This window comes from Streptomyces adustus (assembly GCF_009377175.1).
Lineage (GTDB): Bacteria > Actinomycetota > Actinomycetes > Streptomycetales > Streptomycetaceae > Streptomyces > Streptomyces adustus.
The window spans coordinates 13,043-35,092 of record NZ_VJZD01000083.1; the positions used below are offsets into that span (position 1 = coordinate 13,043).

General features: G+C 72.3%; 20 protein-coding genes and 1 pseudogene. 9 read left to right on the top strand and 12 right to left on the bottom strand.

Annotation, left to right across the window (positions count from 1 at the left end):
- The first annotated feature begins 205 nt into the window (after positions 1-205).
- On the top strand, positions 206-1,300 hold the full coding sequence (locus tag FNH09_RS21135; RefSeq protein WP_152890282.1) for a DUF5925 domain-containing protein: 1,095 nt from the start codon (positions 206-208) through the stop codon (positions 1,298-1,300).
- 9 nt (positions 1,301-1,309) lie between these two features.
- Here the strand turns inward: FNH09_RS21135 and FNH09_RS21140 are convergent, their stop codons facing one another.
- Positions 1,310-1,678 (bottom strand): GntR family transcriptional regulator, encoded by a 369-nt coding sequence (locus FNH09_RS21140; protein WP_162468877.1) that lies wholly within the window; start codon positions 1,676-1,678, stop codon positions 1,310-1,312.
- A gap of 83 nt (positions 1,679-1,761) precedes the next feature.
- Between FNH09_RS21140 and FNH09_RS21145 the strand changes: the two genes are divergently transcribed.
- Together FNH09_RS21145 and FNH09_RS21150 are read left to right on the top strand one after the other, a co-directional pair.
- Positions 1,762-2,691, top strand: coding sequence for a GNAT family N-acetyltransferase (locus FNH09_RS21145; protein ID WP_152890287.1), 930 nt, complete (start codon positions 1,762-1,764; stop codon positions 2,689-2,691).
- Entirely contained in the window at positions 2,672-3,172 is a 501-nt protein-coding gene (locus tag FNH09_RS21150) for a ribonuclease FAU-1 family protein (RefSeq protein WP_152890289.1), read from the top strand. The genes FNH09_RS21145 and FNH09_RS21150 overlap by 20 nt, the downstream gene beginning before the upstream one ends.
- Before the next feature lie 59 nt (positions 3,173-3,231).
- Here FNH09_RS21150 and FNH09_RS21155 read toward each other — a convergent pair whose 3' ends face one another.
- Positions 3,232-3,930, bottom strand: a complete 699-nt coding sequence (locus tag FNH09_RS21155) for a class I SAM-dependent methyltransferase (protein WP_152890291.1) — start codon at positions 3,928-3,930, stop codon at positions 3,232-3,234.
- A 139-nt stretch (positions 3,931-4,069) separates the two neighbouring features.
- On the opposite strand from FNH09_RS21155, the gene FNH09_RS49540 reads away from it, so the two are divergent.
- On the top strand, positions 4,070-4,204 hold the full coding sequence (locus FNH09_RS49540) for a hypothetical protein (RefSeq protein WP_152890293.1): 135 nt from the start codon (positions 4,070-4,072) through the stop codon (positions 4,202-4,204).
- 49 nt (positions 4,205-4,253) lie between these two features.
- On the opposite strand, the gene FNH09_RS21165 is transcribed toward FNH09_RS49540, so the two are convergent.
- A complete protein-coding gene (locus FNH09_RS21165; RefSeq protein WP_152890295.1) occupies positions 4,254-4,715 on the bottom strand; it encodes a GNAT family N-acetyltransferase in 462 nt (153 codons plus the stop codon).
- A gap of 167 nt (positions 4,716-4,882) precedes the next feature.
- Between FNH09_RS21165 and FNH09_RS21170 the strand changes: the two genes are divergently transcribed.
- Positions 4,883-5,962 (top strand): lytic polysaccharide monooxygenase auxiliary activity family 9 protein, encoded by a 1,080-nt coding sequence (locus FNH09_RS21170; protein ID WP_152890297.1) that lies wholly within the window; start codon positions 4,883-4,885, stop codon positions 5,960-5,962.
- 62 nt (positions 5,963-6,024) lie between these two features.
- Here FNH09_RS21170 and FNH09_RS21175 read toward each other — a convergent pair whose 3' ends face one another.
- Both FNH09_RS21175 and FNH09_RS21180 read right to left on the bottom strand, forming a co-directional pair.
- Complete coding sequence (locus FNH09_RS21175; RefSeq protein ID WP_152890299.1) at positions 6,025-6,927, bottom strand: esterase/lipase family protein; 903 nt, start codon at positions 6,925-6,927, stop codon at positions 6,025-6,027.
- Positions 6,928-7,100: 173 nt separating this feature from the next.
- Entirely contained in the window at positions 7,101-7,544 is a 444-nt protein-coding gene (locus tag FNH09_RS21180) for a MarR family transcriptional regulator (protein WP_162468878.1), read from the bottom strand.
- A gap of 159 nt (positions 7,545-7,703) precedes the next feature.
- On the opposite strand from FNH09_RS21180, the gene FNH09_RS21185 reads away from it, so the two are divergent.
- Complete coding sequence (locus FNH09_RS21185) at positions 7,704-8,078, top strand: cupin domain-containing protein (RefSeq protein ID WP_152890301.1); 375 nt, start codon at positions 7,704-7,706, stop codon at positions 8,076-8,078.
- 59 nt (positions 8,079-8,137) lie between these two features.
- Here FNH09_RS21185 and FNH09_RS21190 read toward each other — a convergent pair whose 3' ends face one another.
- From FNH09_RS21190 to FNH09_RS21210, 5 genes are all read right to left on the bottom strand, one after another.
- Entirely contained in the window at positions 8,138-11,614 is a 3,477-nt protein-coding gene (locus FNH09_RS21190) for a DNA polymerase III subunit alpha (protein ID WP_152890303.1), read from the bottom strand.
- Between the two features lie 151 nt (positions 11,615-11,765).
- Positions 11,766-12,719, bottom strand: coding sequence for a S1 family peptidase (locus FNH09_RS21195; RefSeq protein WP_238426913.1), 954 nt, complete (start codon positions 12,717-12,719; stop codon positions 11,766-11,768).
- 199 nt (positions 12,720-12,918) lie between these two features.
- Positions 12,919-13,860 carry a slipin family protein gene (locus FNH09_RS21200; RefSeq protein WP_152890308.1) on the bottom strand — a complete coding sequence of 314 codons (942 nt, stop codon included), beginning with the start codon at positions 13,858-13,860 and terminating at the stop codon, positions 12,919-12,921.
- A gap of 176 nt (positions 13,861-14,036) precedes the next feature.
- Positions 14,037-14,933, bottom strand: coding sequence for an alpha-lytic protease prodomain-containing protein (locus FNH09_RS21205; RefSeq protein ID WP_162468879.1), 897 nt, complete (start codon positions 14,931-14,933; stop codon positions 14,037-14,039).
- Between the two features lie 281 nt (positions 14,934-15,214).
- Positions 15,215-16,417, bottom strand: coding sequence for a DUF5685 family protein (locus FNH09_RS21210; protein ID WP_162468880.1), 1,203 nt, complete (start codon positions 16,415-16,417; stop codon positions 15,215-15,217).
- 301 nt (positions 16,418-16,718) lie between these two features.
- On the opposite strand from FNH09_RS21210, the gene FNH09_RS21215 reads away from it, so the two are divergent.
- Positions 16,719-17,156, top strand: coding sequence for a cell division protein SepF (locus FNH09_RS21215; RefSeq protein ID WP_152890312.1), 438 nt, complete (start codon positions 16,719-16,721; stop codon positions 17,154-17,156).
- A gap of 38 nt (positions 17,157-17,194) precedes the next feature.
- Here the strand turns inward: FNH09_RS21215 and FNH09_RS21220 are convergent.
- Both FNH09_RS21220 and FNH09_RS21225 read right to left on the bottom strand, forming a co-directional pair.
- Positions 17,195-17,374, bottom strand: a pseudogene (locus FNH09_RS21220) (acyl-CoA dehydrogenase); the annotation flags it as partial.
- A gap of 169 nt (positions 17,375-17,543) precedes the next feature.
- On the bottom strand, positions 17,544-19,232 hold the full coding sequence (locus FNH09_RS21225; RefSeq protein ID WP_152890314.1) for an MFS transporter: 1,689 nt from the start codon (positions 19,230-19,232) through the stop codon (positions 17,544-17,546).
- A gap of 263 nt (positions 19,233-19,495) precedes the next feature.
- On the opposite strand from FNH09_RS21225, the gene FNH09_RS21230 reads away from it, so the two are divergent.
- Positions 19,496-20,683 (top strand): glycosyltransferase family 39 protein, encoded by a 1,188-nt coding sequence (locus tag FNH09_RS21230; RefSeq protein WP_162468881.1) that lies wholly within the window; start codon positions 19,496-19,498, stop codon positions 20,681-20,683.
- 238 nt (positions 20,684-20,921) lie between these two features.
- Positions 20,922-21,977 carry a phosphatase PAP2 family protein gene (locus tag FNH09_RS21235; RefSeq protein WP_162468882.1) on the top strand — a complete coding sequence of 352 codons (1,056 nt, stop codon included), beginning with the start codon at positions 20,922-20,924 and terminating at the stop codon, positions 21,975-21,977.
- Positions 21,978-22,050: the final 73 nt, after the last annotated feature.

Genomic DNA, 22,050 nt, shown 5'->3' on the forward strand with positions numbered 1-22,050 from the left:
CAGTACGGCGACGGGACACGGGCGACGCGCACCGAGAGGGCGACTCCCGGGCCGGGAACAGGACGGGACATGACAGGACTCGCCGGACGGGACGGGAGACAGCGGGAGGCGGCGGACTACCCCGGACGTGGGGAACACGCCCGACACTTCACGCGCACCGCGGAAACCGGGTGCACTCGGCGCCCATGTGCCGGATCATGGCGGCATGTCAGCGAACCCGCACGACGCGCTGCCGATCCGGCTCAACGTCGACGACTCCGACTCCCCTTCCGACGTCGTCGACGCCCTGTTCCTCGGCCGCTTCGCGACGGGCGAGCAGCCGTTCTCGCACGCCTCGAACATCGAACGGGTGCGCTCCGGCGCGTCACTGCTGCCACCGGACGCCCGGGTGCTGCGCATCGCCCGCGACGACGACCGCAGCGCCACCCTGGCCGAGGGCGACGGCTGGACGCTGCTCGTCTCCCGCTGGAACCGGGGGGCCGACGTCACGGTCACGGCGACCAGCGCCGAGCTCGCCCAGAAGGTCCTGGACCAGGCGACCGACGGCGCCACGGACGAACCGGAGCCGCAGCCGGAGAACGTCACGATGGGCTTCTGGTACGTGTCCCCGAGACGGGGCCCGCACCGCACCACCCGGCAGATCTCGGCGGGCACCTGGGAGGACGTGCGCTCCAACTACACCGCGCCGGTGGCCGGCGCGATGGACCGCCTGATGGGCACCACCCCCGAGGACATCGCCGGCCGGCTGCTCCTGCTGCACGGCCCGCCCGGCACCGGCAAGACCTCGGCGCTGCGCACGCTGGCCCGGTCCTGGCGGGAGTGGTGCCAGGTGGACTGTGTGCTGGACCCGGAACGGCTGTTCAGCGACGTCGGCTATCTCATGGACATCGCGATCGGCGAGGACGACTCCACGGGCAAGGGCCGCTGGCGGCTGCTGCTCCTGGAGGACTGCGACGAACTGATCCGCGGCGAGGCCAAGCACACGGCCGGGCAGGCGCTGTCCAGGCTGCTGAACCTGACCGACGGCCTGCTCGGCCAGGGCCGCAACGTGCTGGTCGGGGTCACCACCAACGAGGACCTGGAACGCCTGCACCCGGCCGTGGTCCGCCCCGGCCGCTGTCTGGCCCGGATCGAGGTCGGCCGGCTGACCCGCGCGGAGGCCGTGGACTGGCTGGGCACCGAGGAGGGCATCGGCCGGGAGGGGGCGACCCTGGCGGAGCTGTACGCGCTGCGGCGCGGGACGACACCGGCGTCGGTCCCGGAGCCACGGGACGGGGTGGACGCGGGGCTCTACCTCTAGGCCCTGTCGTCAGCCGCCGTACGCCGCCCGCAGGGCGTCCCGTACGGCGGCCAGCGCGTCCGCCTCGGTGAGCCCGAGCCGTCGGGCCCGCTCCACGTACGCCTGCGCGGCCGACGCCAGTTCCCGCTCCGCGGCCGCCCCGGCCGCCGCGATGTACGTCCCGTGCCGCCCGCGCGTCTCGATCACGCCGTCCGCCTCCAGGGCCCGGTAGGCCTTGGCCACCGTGTTGGCCGCGAGGCCCAGCGACTCGGCCAGCCCGCGCACGGTCGGCAGCCGGTACCCCACGGGCAGCGCTCCCGACCGCGCCTGCTCGGAGATCTGCGTCCGCACCTGCTCGTACGGCGGGGCGCCGTCATCGATGTCGATCTTCAAGTTCACGGGGTGATTGTCCCGCACCCGTCGGTGCCGTGCCCGAAAATTCAGAGGCGTCCCGGTCGGTAGCCCCCGTAGCGTGCGTCTCCATGACGATGATCGTGCGTGATGTGCGAGCCGGGGACCAGGCGGACGCCGACGGTTTCGTCCGGGTCCGGCGGCTGGCGCTGCCCTTCATGGTTTCCACCCCGGAGTCGCTGGTGCACGACCTCACCCGCACCCACCCCGCCGCGCGTTACCGGCCGTTGGTCGCCGAGGTGGACGGCGAGATCGTCGGCACGGCCCAGGTGGGTCTGGTGCCCGAGAGCCCGGAACCGGGGCAGGGTTACCTCAATGTGTACGTGCACCCCGGGTGGCTGCGGCGCGGCGCCGGTTCGCTGCTGACGCGGGCCGCCGAGAAGCACCTCACGACCGAGGGCGCGACCAGGGTGTTCAGCTGGGTCCTGGACGAACCGGACAACCGCGCCTTCGCCGAGCGGCGCGGCTACCGGGCGAGCCGTTCCGCGCACTTCCTGCGTCTCGACCTCGCCCACGGCACGCTGCCGCCTCTGCCGGACCTGCCGCCGGGCGTCGAGCTGCGCACGGCCGCCGACTTCGCGGCCGATCCGCGCCCGCTGTTCGAACTGGACGCGCAGGGGGCGTCGGACGAACCGAGCGACATCGACGTCGCGTTCACCGACTACGCGGCCTGGCTGGACGAGACCTGGAACCACCCGCTCCTCAGCCTTGAGCTGACCTCGGTCGTGCTGGTCGACGGCCGCCCCGCCGCCCTCAGCGCGGCCCACACCGACGGCGCCACCCGGTATTCCAGCGCCATGACCACCACGGACCGCGCCTTCCGCGGCCGAGGCCTGGCCAAGCTCGCCAAGACCGCCTCCCTGCACCGCGCCCGCGCGGCCGGCTGCACGGAGGCGTACACGGGCAACGACGCCGGCAACGGCCCGATGCTCGCGATCAACACCTGGTTCGGCTACGAGATCTGCGCAACGGAGGTGCGGTATGTCCGCGAACTCGGCTGATACGGCCCGCATGGTGGAGGTCGTCCTGGTCAAGGGCGGCCGGACGAAGATCCGTTACCCCGCGGAGCTGCTCCAGGACGACGGCACCCGGATCGTCGTACGCGCGCCGTTCGCGAGCGGGGCCGTCCGCGACTTCGGCTTCGTGCGCTTCGAGCCGGGGGACGTCTTCACGGAGTACTACTGGCGGGACCGCTGGTACTCGGTGAAGGAGCTGCGTGACCCGGTGGGCACGCTCAAGGGCTGGTACTGCGACATCGCCCGGCCCGCGGCCTTCGCCGACGCCGAACTCGTCGTGGAGGACCTCGACCTGGACCTGTGGCGCTCCGCCGACGGCCGCGACGTACGGCGCCTGGACGAGGACGAGTTCGAGGAGAGCGGCCTCGCCGAGCGGGACCCGGCGGCCGCGTCCGCCGCCGTGGCCGCCCTCGACGAGCTGGAGCGACTGACACGCGAGGGCGGATTCGACGAACTCCTGGTCTAGCACCGGCCTCCCCGCGCGCCCGTAGAACCCATGGGAGCGACGGAAGGCTGTCGCCGGACTCACCGGAGCGTCGCCACCACCGCGTACCGCTCGTCCGTCACCTCCTTGCCCCACAGCAGCGCGTCGTCCGACAGGCGCTCCAGGCGTACCTCGTCGGCCCACGGCGTCACCAGGGACACGAGCCGCTCGGCGGGTATGCCGACCGGGTGGAGGGTGCCCCACACGCCCTCGACCAGCACGAGCCGGCCTCCCCCGGTGCCGTCGGGGCTGCCTCCGGGGCGCAGCAGGTCCCGCCAGTGCCGCAGGGCGCGGTCCGGGTCGGGCAGGGCCCACAGCAGATGCCGTACGAGGACGGTGTCGAAGCGCCGCTCGCCCACCGGCGGGGCCGCCGCGTCGCCGACGAGGAACACGGCGTCACGCCCGGCGAGCTTGTGGCGCGCGAGGTCCACCATGGCCGGGGACCGGTCGACGCCGGTGACCCGGTGTCCCCGCTCGGCCGCGAGGAGCGACAGGCTGCCGGTGCCGCAGCCGAGGTCGAGCACGTCCCCGGCCCGTGCGGGCAGCCAGTCGCGCAGCCGCCGCGCCCAGGCGTCCCGCACCAGGGGGTCGCGCAGTCCGTGGTCGGGCTCGTCGTCGAAGGTGGCGGCCTGCGCGTCCCAGTCCACGTCCGTCGAGGTCACGGCGGTGCGGGCGGTGCTCCCGCCCGTGCCGTCCCCGGTGATCCGGCCTCTGGTGCCATCGGTGATCCCGTCCGTCATGCGGCAAGCGTGACACCCACCACTGACAATCGAATGGTGACCCCGGCCACTGACAGGCGGCCGCCGATGAGGAACTCTCCCCGAAAGCGTCTGCCCCCGTGAGAACACGGGCCACGGCAGGCACTCGAAGGAGGCAGCCATGCGCCGCATCACCGTGCAGAAGCCCCTGAGGAAGACGGACGGCCGACGAGTCCGCGAGGACGCCGAGGCGCGCCCCGACCAGCGGCCCGAGGTCCGCAAGGAGATCGCCCGGACCTGGTGGCCGGACGGCTGACCGGACCGGCCCCGCGGGCCGGTCGGCGCGGTCGGCGCAGTCGGCACGGTCAGCGCAGTCGCTTGCGGTAGTGGACACGGTCGTAGGGCCCGTCGACGCGGCGTTCCACGACCTCGTACCCGTACTTCGGGTAGATCTCCCGGTTCTCCCACATCAGCGCGTTCGTGTAGAGCCTGACCTCGGGCAGGCCCAGCTCACGCGCGCGTGCGTCCACGAACTCCAGCAGCCGCCGCCCCACCCCGCCGCCCTGCGCGTCGGGGTGGACGGCGATGCTGTCGAGGAACAGATGGTCCTCGTGCGTCTCCAGCACGACGAGGCCGGTCACCTCGGCGGTCCCGGGGCCGACGGTGACGAACACCCGGCCCGCGGCCACGTTCGCCGCGTGGTCCGCCTCCATCGGCTGCGGCACCACACCGATCCGCTCGATGTAGCGGTGGTAGGCCGCGTCGGTCACGGCCCGCACGGCCGGTACGTCGGCGGCCACGGCAGGCCTGATCCCCTCGTGCGTCATGCCGTGCACGGTACCTACCTGATCCCAGCCTGAGCACTCCCTTAAGACGAACCTAAGGATCTCCGTCGATCGCCCTCAGCAGGCGATTCCACGGCTTTCCGGGGCTAACTTGCTGATCACCCCACGGGATCCAGCCCGCCCGAAGGACCGTTTCGAGGAGTTCCCCCATGCCTGCTCGCCGCAAGCTCGCCGTCGCCGCCGCGCTGGGCACGGCCCCGCTCGCCCTGACCGCCCTCGCGGCCGCCCCCGCGTCCGCGCACGGCTCGATGGGCGACCCGGTCAGCCGGGTCGCGCAGTGCTACGCGGAGGGCCCCGAGAGCCCGAAGTCGGACGCCTGCAAGGCGGCGGTCGCGGCCGGCGGCACCCAGGCGCTCTACGACTGGAACGGCATCCGGATCGGCGACGCGAACGGGCAGCACCAGGCGCTCATCCCGGACGGCAGGCTGTGCAGCGCGAACAACGACGAGTTCAAGGGCCTGGACCTGCCCCGCGCCGACTGGCCGGCGACCGCCGTGCACAGCGGCTCGTACACCTTCAAGTACCGCGTGACCGCCCCGCACAAGGGCACCTTCAAGGTGTACCTCACCAAGGCCGGCTACGACCCCGCCAAGCCGCTGGCCTGGTCCGACCTGGACCTGGAGCACCCGGTGGCGACGGCCACGGACCCGGTCGCCACGGGCGGCTTCTACACGTTCTCCGGCACCCTCCCCGAGCGTGCGGGCAAGCAGCTGCTGTACGCGGTCTGGCAGCGCTCGGACAGCCCGGAGGCGTTCTACTCCTGCTCCGACGTCGCCTTCGGCGGCGGCTCGGCCGGAACCGGTGGCTCGACGGGCGGCAGCGGCTCGACGGGCAGCGGTTCCGTCGCGGCCCCGGCCGCCTCCGCGCCCTCCGAGCGGCAGATCGAGGCCGGTGCCGACAAGTCGACGATCGAGCACCACGGCCACGGGGACGACGACGCCCGTACGTCCGCGGAGCCCACCACCGGGGCGAGCGCCGAGGCGACCACGGAGGCCACCGCCGACGCGGCCACGGAGACAGCCACCGAAGCGGCGGCACCGGCCTCGCCGACGGCGGCGGCCGACGACCCGAAGGCCGCCGTCGTCGGCGAGAACCTGGCCGAGACCGGCGGTGACCCCCGTACCCCGTACTTCGCGGTCGGCGGCGCGGCGGCGCTGGCGCTGGGCGCGGCCGCGCTGTTCGCCTCGGTGCGACGGCGTGCGGTGAGCGGTGGCCGGCACGGCCGCTGAACAGGACTCCGGGGCCTGACCGGCGGCTCAGGCCGGACAGGCCCCGGCGGAACGACCGGACGTCAGCTGAGGACCGACGCGCAGGTGGTGGGGCTGGCGTGGGCCGGGTCGAGGGCGTTCGCCACCTCGTGGAAGGCGATCCGGTCGGTCACGCCGAGCAGCGCGTGTTCCGAGAGGTCGAGCGAACACAGGTCCTGGATCAGCACGTTCTTCACGTCGGACCCGCTCAGGAACTGGCTCTGGTACGGGGTGACGACCTCGTCGTACTTGCTGGCGATGACCGTGTAGTGGACGCCGGGCACGGTGTCGCCGCCCTGGTTGAGCTTGGTCATGAAGTCGGACCCGACGACCTGCTGGGCGAGCGCGGGGGTGGCCAGGTTGAGCACGTCCTCGGCACCGGGGAAGTACGGCAGCAGCTTGGTGAGCCCGCCGAGGGTGGTGCCGTGGCTGTTGGGCGCGATGCCGACGAGGGCGTTCACCTTGGCGGCGCCGCCGAGGAACTTCAGGTAGTAGCGGGGCATCATGCCGCCCTGCGAGTGGCCGACGAGGTCGGCCTTGGCGGTGCCGGTCGCGGCGAGCACCTTGTCGACGAAGGCGGACAGCTGCTCGGCCGACTTGTCGATGGGGCCGAGCCCGTAGATGAGGGGGACGCCGGCCAGCTGGCCGTAGTCGAAGGAGAAGACGCAGTAGTCGCGGCTCTCCAGGTAGGGGGCGAGGGACAGCCAGTTGTCGACGGAGTTGGCGAAGGTGCCGTGGACCAGGATCACCGGGCGGGGGTGGGCGGCGGACGGCTTGCAGGAGTAGTCGTTCCAGCCGTGGCTGGGAGCCGAGCTCGTGGCGGCGGACACACGGGCGGTGGTCGCGTGAACGGGGGACGCGTGGGCGGCGGTGGCGGGGACGGCGGCGACCGCGGCGGTCATCAGCAGCGCGGCAAGCGGTCTGAGCACTCGCTTCCAGGGCAGCATCGGGTGATCTCCTTGCGGCTCATGGGGGGTACGACGGCATTACGCCCTGTGATCCGGATCACGGGATGCTGTTCATCCGTCAAGTTACGGGCGAGTAGCCCCGATGTGAAGTTACGCGTCAGTAAAAAGTTCCCAGTGGTCACTGGCAGGGTTCGGGCGCAACGGACGAAGCGTCACCAGGAAGGCCTGAGCGGGCCGTAGGGTGCGATACGCGCCAAGTGATCGCGCAGAACGCCCACTTCACTCTCGCCCAGCACCCCGGCCCACCCCTGCACGATCTCGGCGATCGCCTCCTCCGCCGCCCGGGTGCAGGCCCAGCCGCGCTCGGTCAGCACGACGAGCCGGGCCCGCGCGTCCTCGGGATGCGGCCGCCGCTCGGCGTACCCCTTGCGCACGATCTCGTCGACGAGCTGACTGGCGGCCTGCTTCGTCACCCCGAGGTGGACGGCCAGATCGGTGACCGTCGCACCGTCCGGCGCGAGCCGGGCGAAGGCGAAGCCGTATGCGGGCCGCCCCTCGAACCCACGGGCGACGACACCGTCGTTGACGCGTCTGGTCAGGTCACCCGCGGCGGCGAGCAGGGCGGCGGCCAGGGCGAGGGCTTCGGAGTTCTGCACGGTGGCATTGAAACACCCTCGACGAACCGGTCAATCCCCTTGACTAGTTGGTCAAGCTCCTTGACCATATAGTCAAGCGACTTGACCATTTGCCTTGACCATTCGTCTTGACCATTTGTCTCGACCGTCCGTCGGGACCGTTCGTCGAGGAGGCACCCCATGCCCGTCATCCGTCCGTCCGACGCCGTCACCCACGAACTGCACGGCGCCCGGTTCGTCTCGTACGCCGGCTCCCACACCGGCAGCAAGCAGCTGTGCGCCTGGCGGGGCGAGATCCCGCCGGGTACCAGGGCGCCCGCGCACACCGTCGACCGGGAGGAGATCCTCCATCTGCTCGACGGCGAGCTCGTGGTCACGCTGGATGGCCGCACCGACCGCGTCACCGCCGGCGACACCCTGATCATCAACCCCGGCGCGACCCTCACCGTCGAGAACCACTCCGACCGGACCGCGGTCTCCTGGGTCACCACCACCATCGGGCTGGAGGCGGAACTGGCCGACGGCACCCGGATCGCCCCGCCGTGGGCCCGGTGACCGTCGGCCATCGGCCATCGGCCATCGGCCATCGGCCATCGGCCATCGGCAGGGGATGATCAACCCGCGCTCCCCGGGCTCTGGTGCCACAACTTCCTTCCACCCGCCGGGCCTTCGCCCGCGGGACGCAGGTCGGCCCAGGGGTGCAGCTCGTAGCCCGTGGACATGCGGATCGTCCGGTCCGCCCCCGGCTCCACCGTCGCGTCCGTCCTTGCCGCCCCCCGCTCCTGCGGGACCGCGGGCGCGGCCAGCCGGGCCGCCACCCGGTCGAGGCCGCCGTCGGCGCGCAGTTCCACCAGTTCGGCGAGGTTCCAGGCGGCGGCGCCCACCACGCTGAGACTGCGCGGGCCGCGCCGCTGCACCACCCCGCGCACCAGCAGCAGCCACGAGTGGAAGACCGTGTGGGCGCAGGCGTCGTGGGAGTCGTCGAAGAAGGCGAGGTCGACCAGACCCGTGCCGTCGTCCAGGGTGGAGAAGATGACCCGCTTGCCGGACCGGATCGGCGGGGTCTGGGTGGCCGCCTTGGCGCCGGCGACCAGCACCGTCTCTCCGTGCCGCGCCTCGCGCAGCCGGCGCGCCGACACCACGCCCAGCTCGTCCAGGAACGCGCGGTGGTCGTCCATCAGGTTGCGCGAGACGTCCATGGACAGCACGCCCAGCTCGGCGCTGAGGCGCTCGGCGTCGGAGAGGTCCGGCAGCCCGGCCGGGGCCGCCCCGCGCCCTCCGGCCGGATTCACCTCGCCCATGTCCGTCGGCAAGGAAGGGAGTTGACCACCACCCGTACCCCGTCTGCTGCGGTGCAGCTCGGTCAGATGCAGTTGCAGATCACGGCGGTTGGCACCGAACGCGTCCAACGCGCCCACCTGGGCCAGCCGTTGGGCGGTCGGCCGACTCGGACGGGACCGCTCCCAGAAGTCCGGCAGCGAGGCGTACGGCTGCCCGTCCGCGATCCGGGCCGCTTCGGCCTCACTGATGCCGTGCACGTCCGAGAGCGCCAACCGGAGTCCCCATCCCCCAGTATCAGACACCAGTTCGATTCGATGAGCGGCCGCCGACCTGTTCACGTCCAGCGACAGGATCGGCACCCCGCGCCGACGCGCGTCCGCCAGCAGCAGCCGCTTCGGATACATTCCGGGGTCGTGCGCGAGCAGCCCGGCATAGAAGGCGGCCGGGTGGTGCGCCTTCAGCCACGCCGACTGGTACGTCGGTACGGCGAACGCGACGGCGTGCGCCTTGCAGAAGCCGTAGCTGCCGAAGGCCTCGACGATCTCCCAGGTCCGCCGGATCGTTTCCGCGTCGTATCCGTTCGCCGCCGCGTGCTGCGCGAACCAGACCCGGATCCGCCCCTGCGACTCCGGGTCGGACAGCCCGCGCCGCACCCGGTCCGCCTCACCGCGCCCGCACCCGGTCAGGATGTCGACGATGTCGATGATCTGCTCGTGGAAGACGACGACCCCGTACGTCTCCTTCAGCGGCCCCTCCAGGTCCGGGTGCGGATACCGCGCCGGCGCCCGCCCGTGCCGCGCCTCGATGAACGGCCGCACCATGTCGGCGGCGACCGGGCCGGGACGGAAGAGCGAGATGTCGACGACCAGGTCGTGGAAGCCGGCCGGCTGGAGCCGCCCGACCAGGTCCCGCTGGCCCGGCGACTCGATCTGGAAGCAGCCCAGCGTCTCGGCGGAACGGATGAGCCGGTACGTCGCCGGGTCGCCCGGCGGCACGGAGTCCAGGTCGATCCGCTCCCCCGTGGCCCGCTCCACCTCCGCCACCGCGTGCGCCATCGCCGACTGCATCCGCACCCCGAGCACATCGAGCTTGAGCAGCCCGAGGTCCTCGACGTCCTCCTTGTCGAACTGGGACATGGGCAGCCCCTCGCCGCTGGTCGGCACGACCGGCGTACGGGCGAGCAGGGAGGCGTCGGACAGGAGTACTCCGCAGGGGTGCATGGCGACCCCGCGCGGGAGGGCGTCGAGGGCCTCGACCAGCTCCCACAGCTTCTCGTACTTCTCCCCCTCCCCCGCCAGTTGCCTGAGCTCGGGCAGCTCGGCCAGCGCCGCACGGGCGTCGCGGGCCCGGATGTGCGGGAAGGACTTGGCGATGCGGTCGATCTCGGCGGGGTCCATGGACAGGGCGGCTCCGACGTCACGGACGGCGTGCCGCACCCGGTACGTCTCCGGCATGGCGACCGTCGCGACCCGCTCGGCGCCGAAGCGGCCGATGATCGCGCGGTAGACCTCCAGGCGGCGTGCGGACTCCACGTCGATGTCGATGTCGGGCAGCACCGACCTGCGGGTGGACAGGAAGCGCTCCATCAGCAGCCCGTGCTCGACCGGATCGGCGTGCGCGATGCCGAGGAGGTGGTTGACCAGGGAACCCGCGCCGGAGCCGCGCGCGGCGACCCGGATGCCCATGTCCCGTACGTCGTCCACGACCTGGGCGACCGTCAGGAAGTAGGAGGCGAAGCCGTGGTGGGCGATGATGTCCAGCTCCTGGTGCATCCGCTCCCAGTAGGCCCGCCGGGTGTCGTAGCCGCGCAGCACCATGCCGGCCGCCGCCCGGGAGGCGAGCGCCCGCTGGGCGGTGCGACGGCCGGCGCCGACGAGGTGCGCCTCGGGGAAGTGGACGGTGCCGATGCCGAGGTCGTCCTCGGGGTCGACCAGGCACGCGGCGGCGGTGGCCCGGGTCTGCTCCAGCAGCCGGTGGGCGGTGTCGCGCCGGTAGCCCGCGGCCTCGACGATCCGCTCGGCCACCGCGAGCATGGCGTCGGCGTCCTTGAGCCAGGCCTCGCCGGAGTCCAGTTCCCTGGCGGGGTCGATCGGGACCAGTCTGCGGGCGGCGTCCAGGACGTCGGCGACCGGGCCCTGGCCGGGGTCGGCGTACCGGACGGCGTTGCTGAGCACCGGACGCACCCGCTGCTCGGCGGCGAAGCCGACCGTGCGGGCAGCCAGCCGCAACGAGCCCTCGCCGGTGCCCCGGCGGCCGTGCCAGACGGCCTCCAGGCGCAGGTCGTCGCCGTAGATCTCGCGCCAGGGGGCGAGCAGCCGGGCCGCGCGGTCCGGGCGCCCCGCGGCGAGTGCGCGGCCGACGTCGGAGGCGGGGCCGAGCAGCACGGTCAGACCGGCGGCGTGGCGGTCGGCCCTGGGCAGCAGCGGCGATCCCTCGCCTGCATGTGCCGCGGTGACCAGTCGGCACAGGCCCGCCCAGCCGGTCGCGCCGTCCCGGGCCAGGAAGGTGACCCTGGGTGTCGATTCGTCGATGAAGGCACCACCGCGTACGGGGGTACGACGCCGCTCCGGCCGTACGGACTCGTCCGGCCCGGCCTCCTCGACCGCCAGGTTCACGCCGAACAACGGGCGGATGCCCGCCTTCGCGCAGGCCTTGGCGAAGCGGACTGTACCGGCGAGGGTGTCGCGGTCGGTGAGGGCGAGAGCGTCCATGCCCCGCTCGGAGGCACGCTCGGCCAGTCGCTCGGGGTGTGCCGCGCCGTAGCGCAGGGAGAACCCGGAGGCGGTGCGCAGATGCGTGAAATCCGGCATCCGCACCTCCCGCACTCGTGAGCCCGACCAGCTCTCGAACATTAGTTCCCAACTGCCTCAGCACCACCATACCCCTATTTTCGAACGCATGTGCGATGACGCTTCGAACCCCTCTCACCTGCGCAAACACCGCACATGCGGGGCCGGTCGATCAGCCGATCCGGGCGCCGAAGGCCGACAGGGCCTCGGTGACCGGCTGGAAGAAGGTCACACCGCCCGCGGTGCAGTCGCCACTGCCCCCGGAGGTGAGGCCGATCGCGGCGTCGCCGTCGAAGAGCGGGCCGCCGCTGTCACCGGCCTCCGCGCAGACGTCCGTCTGGATCAGACCGCTCACGGTGTCGCCGTTGCCGTAGTTCACGGTGGCGTCCAGACCGGTGACCGTGCCGGAGTGCACCCCGGTCGTCGCACCGCTGCGGGTCACCCGCTCGCCGACCGTGGCGCGGGCCGCTCTGGTGATGGTCCGCGCGGACCCGTCGTGGAGGTCGACCTCGCTCGGGTGGTCCACGTCGGCGGTGTACTTGACCAGGCCGAAGTCGTTGCCCGGGAAGCTGGACCGCTCGTTGCGGCCGATCGTGACGCCACGGGCGTCGGTCCAGGTGGAGACCGCCTCGGTGCAGTGCCCCGCGGTGATGAAGTACGACTGCCCGCCCTTGACCACGTTGAAGCCGAGCGAGCAGCGGCCGCCCGGCCCGGCGATCGCGTCGCCACCGGCGATCAGGGGCTTGAACTCCCCCTTTCCGCGCCCGAGTTCCACGGCGGAGCCGAGCCTGTCGACGACCTTGCCGAGTCTGGTCCACTCGGCGCCGGAGACGGTGCGGTCGGCGGTGACGACGATCCGGCCGGTGCGGGGGTCGGTCACCCAGGAGGTGCCGGGCACGGTCGCCTCGTCCGCGAGGGCCGCACGGGCGCTCCTCGGCCCGGCGAGGTTCCCGACGGACGTCGAGGCGAGGTCTCCGGCCGCCGCGACCGACAGGACCCTGGGCATGGACGCCCCGGCCGACTCGCCGGCGTTCGCACTCTGAAAGGCGGCTCCCGGAACGAGCAGCGCGGCGACACCCGCACCCGCCACGGCCGCACGGCGTCCGGATGTGCGTCGTTGCTTCAACTCATGTCCTCCTGCGGGGAGGTCGGCCCGCCGGGCGATGGGGGCCCGACGGACCGGAAGGCCGGTTGACGAGCGTCAACTCTTCCGAGTCGCACAGGGAGCACACAAGGTCGACTTCAGGGCGCGCACGGCGGCCCTCGCACGCCCCCTCGCGCCGACCGGCCTCACCGCCCGACGACCGACCGTCAGCCGGCGGGATCTACTCCCGCCTCGAATCCGCCCCTTCGGGATCCGTGCCCAAGGGGGCTGCGGCCGGGAGAAGTTGCTCCTGCACCGACGACTCGACCTCCGGAGGCGAAGGCGGGACCGGCGCCGACGGCGGCACCGGCTGCTGAAGCGGCGTCGGCTGCTGGACCGGGACCGGCTGCGGAACCGGCACCGGCTGCTGGGCCTTCTCCAGGAAGCGCAGCAGCTCCACCGGGAAGGGCAGGACGAGCGTGGAGTTCTTCTCGGCGGCGACCGCCACCACCGTCTGCAACAGCCGCAGTTGCAAAGCCGCGGGCGTGTCCGCCATCTGCTGCGCGGCCTCGGCGAGCTTCTTCGACGCCTGGAGCTCGGCGTCGGCGTTGATGACCCGGGCCCGCCGCTCCCGGTCGGCCTCGGCCTGACGGGCCATGGAGCGCTTCATGGTCTCGGGCAGGGACACGTCCTTGATCTCGACCCGGTCGATGGAGACACCCCACTCCACGGCCGGGCTGTCGATCATCAGCTCAAGACCCTGGTTGAGCTTCTCCCGGTTGGACAGCAGATCGTCCAGCTCGCTCTTGCCGATGATGGACCGCAGCGAGGTCTGCGCCATCTGCGCGACGGCGAACCGGTAGTCCTCGACCCGTACGACCGCCTCGGCCGGGCCGATCACCTTGAAGTAGACGACGGCGTCCACGCGCACGGTCACGTTGTCCCGGGTGATGCCCTCCTGGCCCGGCACCGGCATCGTGACGATCTGCATGTTGACCTTGCGGAGCTTGTCCACGAACGGCACGATCATCGTGAACCCGGGTCCGCGCACCTCGGGCAGGAGTTTCCCGAGCCGGAACACCACGCCCCGTTCGTACTGCTTGACGACCCGCGCCGCCGTCATCGTGTACACCGCCCCGGCGGACGCGAGCACCGCTCCCGCCGCCACCAGCTCCTCGACCATCACGACCCCCCGGGGTCCGACGTGGGTGCCGCCCGGGCCGGTACCGCCCGCGGCATTCGCCTTGTCCGACGGTAACGCCGGTGCCCGGACGAGGGCGAGCCCCCGCACGCCGGTTGCGTACGGGGGCTCGCCGCGGCCGCTGACTCCGGACCGCGGACCGCGGACCGGGCAGGACGTCAGCCGACGCTGACGCCGTAGTAGCTCAGCGCCTCGGTGACCGGCTGGAAGAACGTCGTACCGCCGGAGGTGCAGTTGCCGCTGCCCCCGGAGGTCAGACCGTAGGCCACGGAGCCCGAGTAGAGCGGGCCGCCGCTGTCGCCGCCCTCGGCGCAGACCGTGGTCTGGATCATCTGGTAGACGACGTCACCACTGCCGTAGTTGACCGTGGCGTTCAGCGCGGTGACCCGACCGCTGTGCGTGCCCGTGGTGGAACCACGACGGTAGACGGTCGTGCCCACGCTCGGTGTGGCCGCGCTGCTGATGGTCTGGCTGCCGACGGCGCTCGGGTGCGCGGCCGAGCCGGTGTAGCGCACCAGCGCGAAGTCGTTGGTCGGGAAGCTGTAGCTGACGTTCGTGCCCAGCACGGTGCTCTGACCGGAGTTGGAGTACCAGGTGGAGGCGACCTCGCCGCAGTGGCCCGCGGTCAGGAAGTAGTAGGTGCTCCCGCTGTGCACGTTGAAGCCGAGCGAGCAACGGTAGCCGCCGCCGTAGATGGCGTCGCCACCGGTGATCAGCCGCTTGAACTGGCCCGGGGTGTGCTTGATGGTGAGGGCGCCGGCGTTGCCGCCCGCGTCCGCCTTGATCTGTGCGATCTCGGCGGCGGAGACCGTGTCGTCGACGGTGACGACCACACGGTTCGTCTTGGCGTCGACGGCCCAGGCGGTGCCCGCGATGTCGGACCTGAGCACGGACTGGTTGACGCTGCTGAGCTGGTTCGCGCTGAACGTCTGGACGTCGGTCGCGCTCGCGGTGGGGACGGCGAACGCGGCTGCGGCCACGAGTCCGGTCGCCACGGCGATCAGCCGGGTCCGTCTCGCGATTCCGCTTCCAAGGGTGGTGCGCTTGATCCTCACTTTTCGTTCCCTCCCAGGGGAATTCGGGGGCCCGCGTGGGGTCGAGGCCCGTGAGGCGCAGCCAGGGAGGGCCGCCCGGATTTCGAACGTGCCGTGTCCCTGACAAGCGCTGTGGGGGAGTATTCGACCGCACGGCCGACGCGCGCAAGGGCGCCTTTCGGCCGTGCAGCCTTCAACTTAATTACGCCTGCGCACGGTTGCCCAGGCCGTCAGGCCGAGTCCCGCTCTCCCGCCGCGATCGCGACGCGCGGGCCGTTCCCACAGGGCGTCACCCGGCGTGCTCAGATCCCGCAGTCGCAGCACTCACAGCACTCGCAGCAGTCGCAGATGTCACAACAGCCGCTACAGTCGCCGCAGTCGCCACAGCTGCCGCAACACCCCTCGCGCCTCCTGCCCGACCAGGGGCCCTCGTAGCTGTCGGCGCAGCACACCTTGCAGGTGCAGCAGAGTCCGATCGCGACCGCGCACCCGGCCCAGAAGCCCCGCTTGCCGGGGCTCGGCGGCAGCCCGCCGAAGGGGTCGCCCCCGCCGGGACTCGCATAGGGGTTCCCCGGCACCGGCCCCTTCCCCAGCCCGGGCCCCGGCCCCTGTGGCGTGAAAGCGCCCTCCGGCGCGTGCCCGCAGGCCTCCGTCCCGAACGCCCGGTCCACCGACCGCCGCAGCTCGTGCGCGAGCAGCAGATGGGCCAGTCGGCCGTCCGTGAACTCCACCTCGCGCAGGGCGAGCCGGATGCCGTGCAGCGCGTCGTCGGCGAGCCGCCGGGCCTCGCCGAGCGGGGTGCCGGTCGCGGTGAGCGGGTTCCAGGCCCCCGACGCGGCGTCGGCCTCCCGGTCCTCGACGGCGTCCAGCAGATGTGCGAGCCGCCCGAACAGCCGTCCGGCCTCGGCGAGCGGCACGGCGTTGCCCGGCCGCCCGGCCAGCACCGCGGTGTGCGCGAAGGCCGCCGCGGTGGCGGTCTCGGTGGGCTCGGTGACGGTCAGGATCGGCGTCCCCGGCCCGGCGAGGGTCTCCAGGCCGGTCTGCCGGTCCACCGCCTCGACGAGCACGGCGGTGTCGAACCCGACGGCGCTCCCGCCGCGCGCACCCGCCCGCTCCCAACTCCGGGCGACCCGGCGGGCGGCGAGCGCCACCGGCCTGCGGGCCAGCAGTCCGTCCCCGTCGGCGACATGGTCGTGCACCTTGGCCGAGGCGAGCACCAGCGAGACGGCGGCGGCGAGCCGGGCGCCCTCGCCGTTCGCGACGGACGCGGTGCGCATACCGCGCAGCGGGCAGGGTCCCGCCGTACGCCGGCCGCCGCTCTCGGCGACCGGGCGCTGAGCCTCCGTCAAAACCGATATGAGCAGCCCGTCGTAGTTCGTCACGATCCGCGCGAACTGTCCGTGATCGGCGCGAAGGGCGAGGCAGAGCCCGCACAGATGTGCCATCCACTGGACACGGAGCCCCTCACCGAGACGGTGGCTGCACGGCCTGACAATTCCGAACACGACGACCCCCCGTGGTCCGTACGGTGTTGAGCAGCCGCATCGTATCGGCTGCCGTTTCGGCTGCCCGTTCACCCGTACGCACCGCTCGTCACCCGTCCGCCGTGAAGAATCATATTTCACTCATAGTCAGCAGCCGCATACAGCAAGACCCTTGGGGAACGCGGGCTCTCGACGGATCGACTGTGCACCAGTACCGTCACAAACCCCCCGTGCGGCGTCTATCCACTTGGCGCGACATCCGCATCATGGACGACCATAGGGATGCGGATAGCAAGAAAGACCGCTGTGAGAGGAGGCGTCCATGGGATCGGTGCGCAAGGCGAGTGCCTGGCTTGGCCTCGTCGACGACAACGATGACGAGCGTTACTACGACGACGACTACTCCGAGGGGACCGACTCCGGGAACGCCTGGGTCACCGACCCCCGGGTCCAGGTGGCCACGGACACGGCCGAGGAGAAGGGCCGCCGGATCGGCACGGTCACCCCGGACAGCTTCCGGGACGCCCGCGCCATCGGCGAGATGTTCCGGGACGGTGTCCCGGTCATCATGAACCTCACCGCCATGGAGGCCGCCGACGCCAAGCGCGTCGTCGACTTCGCGGCCGGGCTGATCTTCGGGCTGCGCGGCTCGATCGAGCGTGTGTCCACCCGCGTGTTCCTGCTGACCCCCGCCGACACCGAGATCGTCAGCGGGGAACCGGCCGCACGCCGTACGGACGGCTTCTTCAACCAGAGCTGAGGCGGGGCCGGTCACCGGCCCTGCCCCGGCGGGGGTTCACAGATCTCGATGACCTCCCGTACGTTGTTCGGCTTGCCGAAACCGGCCTGCTCGGGACGCAGGCGGCCGGCGTCCGTACGCCGTCCGAGGTGATGGGCGAGCAGGATCCCCTCGTGCAGCTCGACCGCCATGTCGTCGAGCACGGCCCGGGTGAGCCGGAACCCACCGATGGGCCGCCCGCCCCTCGCCGACGGGGGCGACTTCGGGGACACGGACACGGGACACCCTCCGGCAACTCGTGACCAGCGCCGCCGGTCACGGTTCGACCGCGGCCGACGTCACGACGCCGTGTCAACCGCGTCCACCCCGGCAGGCCGCCACGCCAGGCCCCACGGCCTCCCCCGCCGCTCACGCCGAGACGCGTGACTCCGTGGGTTCCTCCGTCGGGGCCGAGGCCCGGACGACCCCCTTGATCTCCTCCGCCGGGACGCGGGACTCGGCGGCCTCCCGCGGCGCCGGTACCGCGGGTGCCGGTACCGCGGGTGCCGTCGCGTCCTCGCCGCACTGCATGACCCGGGGCAGCCGCAGCGCCATCACCGCGCCCAGCAGCAGCAGGCCCGCACTCACCAGCAGCGTCACATGCAGCCCGTGCACGAAACTGTCCCGGGCGGCCCGGCGCAGGGCGGCACCCGCCGGACCCCCGAGCCGTCCGGCCACGTCGTAGGCCTCGCCCAGGGAATGCCCCGCCGCGGCCGACGCGGCCGCCGGAACACCCGGCACGGACGCCAGACCCGGCGCGTACGCCGCGTTCATCACCGTGCCGAGCAGGGCGATCCCGATCCCGGCACCGAGCTGGTACGACGTCTCGCCGATCGCCGAGGCCCCGCCGGACTGCGCGGCCGGCGCCTCGCTCAGCATGGACTCGTACGCTCCGAACAGCGTCGTCTCCAGTCCGAAGCCGAGCAGCACGAACCCGCCCAGCAGCAGCCCCGGCTTGTCCGAGCCGCCCATCGCGGTCAGGGTCACCACCGCGACCGCGGTGAGGCAGAACCCGGTGCACACCATCCGTCGCGGCCCGAAGCGCCGCAGCAGCCGCGCCCCGGCCAGCCCGGCGGCCATCGCCGCGACGGTCAGCGGCAGCAGCCGCAGCCCCGTCGCCAGCGGGGAGAGTCCCAGCACCAGCTGGAGGTACTGCGCGGCGATCAGCTCCAGGCCGACCAGCGCCAGCATCGCCAGCACGATGCAGCCCACCGAGACGCTGAACGCCGGCCGGGCGAACATCCGCAGGTCCACCAGGGGATGCGGGCGGCGCCGCTGACGCCGTACGAACAAGGTGATCAGCACCGCGCCCAGCACGAGCGGCAGCACGGTGAACGCGTCCGTCGCCGGCTCGCCGGCGCCGAGCCGCTTGACGCCCAGCACCACGCCGAACAGTCCGGCCGCGGCCATCAGCGCGCCGACGACGTCCCAGGGCCCCTCGGCGTTCCCGGTGGACTCGGGCAGGAGCACCCGGCCGACCGGCAGGCTCACCAGCATCAGCGGGATGTTGACCAGGAAGACCGAACCCCACCAGAAGTGCTCCAGCAGGAATCCGCCGAGCAGCGGCCCGACCGCCGCGCCGACCGCGGCGACCGCGCTCCAGACGCCGATCGCCATCGCGCGTTCACGCCGGTCGGGGAAGACCTGCCGCAGGATCGAGAGGGTCGCGGGCATGATCATCGCGCCGCCGACGCCCAGCAGGGCCCGCGCGACGATCAGGGTCTGCGCGTCCTGGGCCAGTGCGGCCAGGCCGGAGGCGACACCGAACAGCGCGTACCCGAGCAGGAGGATCCTGCGGCGGCCCACCTTGTCGCCCAGGGTGCCGAAGAGGATCAGCAGCGAGGCGCAGACGAGAGGGTAGGTGTCGACGATCCAGAGCAGCTGCATCGCGTCCGGCCGGAGGTCCTCGGTGACGGCCGGCACCGCGACGTGCAGCACGGTCGCGTCGACGGCGACGAGGAGCAGGCTGACACACAGGACGACGAGCACGACCCAGCGGTTGGCACCGGCCCCGGCCGCCCGACGGCGCAGCGCGGCGGCCGTGGTCGTCCCGGCCATGTAGTACCTCCCAGAAGATCCCTCGGGGTGCGGCGGACTCACAGGGTCGGGGACTTCCCCATGACTCGGCCGGAGAGGAGCGGTGGTCTCCGGCCCGCGCAAATCGCACGCGAGTGGCACGTCAGCGTACGCGAGTTCGCTCCCGCGCCCAGTGGCGGACCTCTCACCCCCGTCCCGGAACCCGTGTGGCGTAGGCCACTGCCCCCGTCGCCCGCACGCCCCGGCGGGCCGTCCGGTCGCGGACGCGGTCGATAATCGGACCCGTGACACATCCAGCGACGCGTACGGCGTCCCCGCCCGCCGCCGCCCTGCGCCGGGCGGCTCCGGCCCTCCTGGGGTACGCGGCCGTGCGCGCCCTGGGACTGCTCACGCTGGCCCTGTTCGCCCAGGCGCGGGGCAAGAGCGCGTACACCCTGCTGACCGGACGCTGGGACTCGCTCTGGTACACGAGGGTCGCGGAGCTGGGATACGGCTACGAGGTGCGTCTGCCGAACGGCGACGTGCACTCCAATCTGGCCTTCTTCCCGTTGCTGCCCTGGCTGGAGCGGCTGCTGCACGCGGTCACCCCGCTGTCGTACGCCGGCGCCGGACTGGCCGTCTCCCTGCTCGCCTCGCTCGCCGCGGCGTGGGGGATCTTCGCTGTGGCGGAGGAGGTGTACGGGCGCCGGGCCGGTGTGTGCGCCGTGCTGCTGTGGGCGGTCCTGCCCGTGGGGATCGTGCAGTCGATGGCGTACAGCGAGTCGCTGTTCACCGCGCTCGCCGCCTGGTCCCTGTACGCGGTGCTGACCGGCCGCTGGCTGACCGCCGGGCTGCTGGCCGCGCTGGCCGGGCTGACCCGGCCGGTCGGGCTCGCCGTGGTCGCCGCGGTGTGGACGGCGGCCATCGCCTCGTTCGGGCGAACACGGAGCGAAACGCTCCCGCAGGGCGCGCATACAGAGGAGCGCGCCCCCTCCCTCACGCGGCGCGCCCTCGCCATGCTGATCGCGCCCCTCGGTGCCGCCGGGTACGTGCTCTGGGTCGGCCGACACACCGGCCGGGGCCCGCTCGGCTACCTCGACGTGCAGGCCGGCTGGCGCAACGGCTTCGACGGCGGCTACGCCTTCGCCCGCTTCGTCGCCGACAAGTTCACGTCATTTCCGTCGGCCCTGGCCGGCGTCGGGCTGGTCGTCGGGGTCGGCCTGGTGATCTGGCTGTACGTCGTCGGGGTACGGCAGCGCCAGCCGCTGCCGCTGCTGGTGTACACGGGTGCCGTCACCGCGCTCGCGCTGTGCGCGTCGAGCTACTTCGGCTCGAAGCCGCGCCTGCTGCTGCCCGCGTTCCCGCTGCTGCTGCCGCTCGCCCTGGCCCTGGCCCGGCTGCGCACCTCCAGGTCCGCGCTGGTGACAGGCGGTGTCGCGGTGCTGTCGGCCGTGTACGGAGCGTTCTGGCTGAACGGCTCCGGTCCGCCGTGACCGGCTCCGGCCGACCGGTGAGCGTCCGGAGAATTCCACCCCAGGATTCGGTGAACGAATTCATAAGTGACATAAAACTGCTCCCTAGAATGATCAAAGGAATTGCAGGGACCGCCATCCCGACATTGACGATTCAGAAGAAATAAAGCCTCGCCTGAGAGGAATCCCACATCACATCGTCATCACAAACGCGCTGAATCGACCGGGAACTGAGCTCACTCGCTGTAACGTCGATTGGGTGCGTACCGAACGAAAGCTCACCCGTCTGGACCGGGTGTTCGCCAGGCTGGACCGTGAGCCGGAACGGCCGGCTCACATCGATGTGCCGAAGATGAGCCGGCACAGGATCGTGCTGTTCAGCGCGACCCTTGCCTTCTACCTGGCGATCGTGTGGGCCGTGGTGATCACCTCATGGCTGGTCCGGCTCGACTGGCAGGTCATGTTCTTCCGGCCGTACCAGCAGTGGCCGCAGATCCACGCCTTCCTCGACTACTACGTGGTCCTCGGCCAGCGCGGCCCGACGGCCGTGATGGTCGCGGCCTGGCTGGGCTGGCGGTCCTGGCGTCAGCACACGCTGCGCCCACTGCTGAGCCTGGGCGCCTCGCTGCTGCTGCTGAACCTCACGGTCGGCGCCGCCAAGCTGGGCATGGGCCGGCTCGGCCCGCACTACGCGATCACCATCGGCTCGAACGAGATGGGTCTGGGCGGCGATATATTCCCCAGCGGCCACACCGCCAACGCGGTGGTGACCTGGGGGATTCTGGCGTATCTGGCCTCCACGCCGAGAGCGCGCCGCTGGCTGTCCGCGCTCTCCGCGGTGACCTCGCTCGGGGTCGGCCTGACCACCGTCTACCTCGGCACGCACTGGCTGAGCGACGTGGTCCTCGGCTGGGCCGCGGGTCTGCTGATCCTGCTGGCACTGCCGTGGTTCGAGCCACTGGTGGCCCGCGCCGAGACCGCGCTGTTCGACCTGCGCGACCGTCTGCGCGACCGCCTGCGCGACCGGCGCTCCGGTACGAAGGTCGCGCCGGTGCCCGCCCCCGCGTCCCCGGTCGGCGCTCCGGTGCTGCTCAAGCCCCGTACGGCGGCTCAGGGCGAGGTCGCGGCGGCCCGCGAGGCGACCGTCCCGGTGCGCCCGCAGCGGACCCCCGTCCATCTGGCCCCCGGACCGCACACCGCCCGCTCGGAGCGCACCCCGGCCGCCCCCGCGGGCAGCCGCCGGCCGCCGCCGCACCCGGACCGCCTGCCCCGGGGCACGGCCGCCTCGACGGCCCGCCCCCTGACCGGCGGCTGACCCCGGCTCACCGCGAGGCCGTCGGTACGCACCCACCCGGCCCCGCGACGACGAAGGCCCGGCTCCTGGACCA

Bases quoted from the DNA above. Each gene is read 5' to 3' on its own strand.
- FNH09_RS21185 (WP_152890301.1), top strand. From the start codon at position 7,704: ATGCCCGTCATCCGTCCGTCCGACGCCGTCACCCACGAACTGCACGGC.
- FNH09_RS21155 (WP_152890291.1), bottom strand. From the start codon at position 3,930: ATGACGGACGGGATCACCGATGGCACCAGAGGCCGGATCACCGGGGAC.
- FNH09_RS49540 (WP_152890293.1), top strand. From the start codon at position 4,070: ATGCGCCGCATCACCGTGCAGAAGCCCCTGAGGAAGACGGACGGCCGA.
- FNH09_RS21135 (WP_152890282.1), top strand. From the start codon at position 206: ATGTCAGCGAACCCGCACGACGCGCTGCCGATCCGGCTCAACGTCGAC.
- FNH09_RS21165 (WP_152890295.1), bottom strand. From the start codon at position 4,715: ATGACGCACGAGGGGATCAGGCCTGCCGTGGCCGCCGACGTACCGGCC.
- FNH09_RS21150 (WP_152890289.1), top strand. From the start codon at position 2,672: ATGTCCGCGAACTCGGCTGATACGGCCCGCATGGTGGAGGTCGTCCTG.
- FNH09_RS21225 (WP_152890314.1), bottom strand. From the start codon at position 19,232: ATGGCCGGGACGACCACGGCCGCCGCGCTGCGCCGTCGGGCGGCCGGG.
- FNH09_RS21175 (WP_152890299.1), bottom strand. From the start codon at position 6,927: ATGCTGCCCTGGAAGCGAGTGCTCAGACCGCTTGCCGCGCTGCTGATG.
- FNH09_RS21190 (WP_152890303.1), bottom strand. From the start codon at position 11,614: ATGCCGGATTTCACGCATCTGCGCACCGCCTCCGGGTTCTCCCTGCGC.
- FNH09_RS21200 (WP_152890308.1), bottom strand. From the start codon at position 13,860: ATGGTCGAGGAGCTGGTGGCGGCGGGAGCGGTGCTCGCGTCCGCCGGG.
- FNH09_RS21215 (WP_152890312.1), top strand. From the start codon at position 16,719: ATGGGATCGGTGCGCAAGGCGAGTGCCTGGCTTGGCCTCGTCGACGAC.
- FNH09_RS21170 (WP_152890297.1), top strand. From the start codon at position 4,883: ATGCCTGCTCGCCGCAAGCTCGCCGTCGCCGCCGCGCTGGGCACGGCC.
- FNH09_RS21145 (WP_152890287.1), top strand. From the start codon at position 1,762: ATGACGATGATCGTGCGTGATGTGCGAGCCGGGGACCAGGCGGACGCC.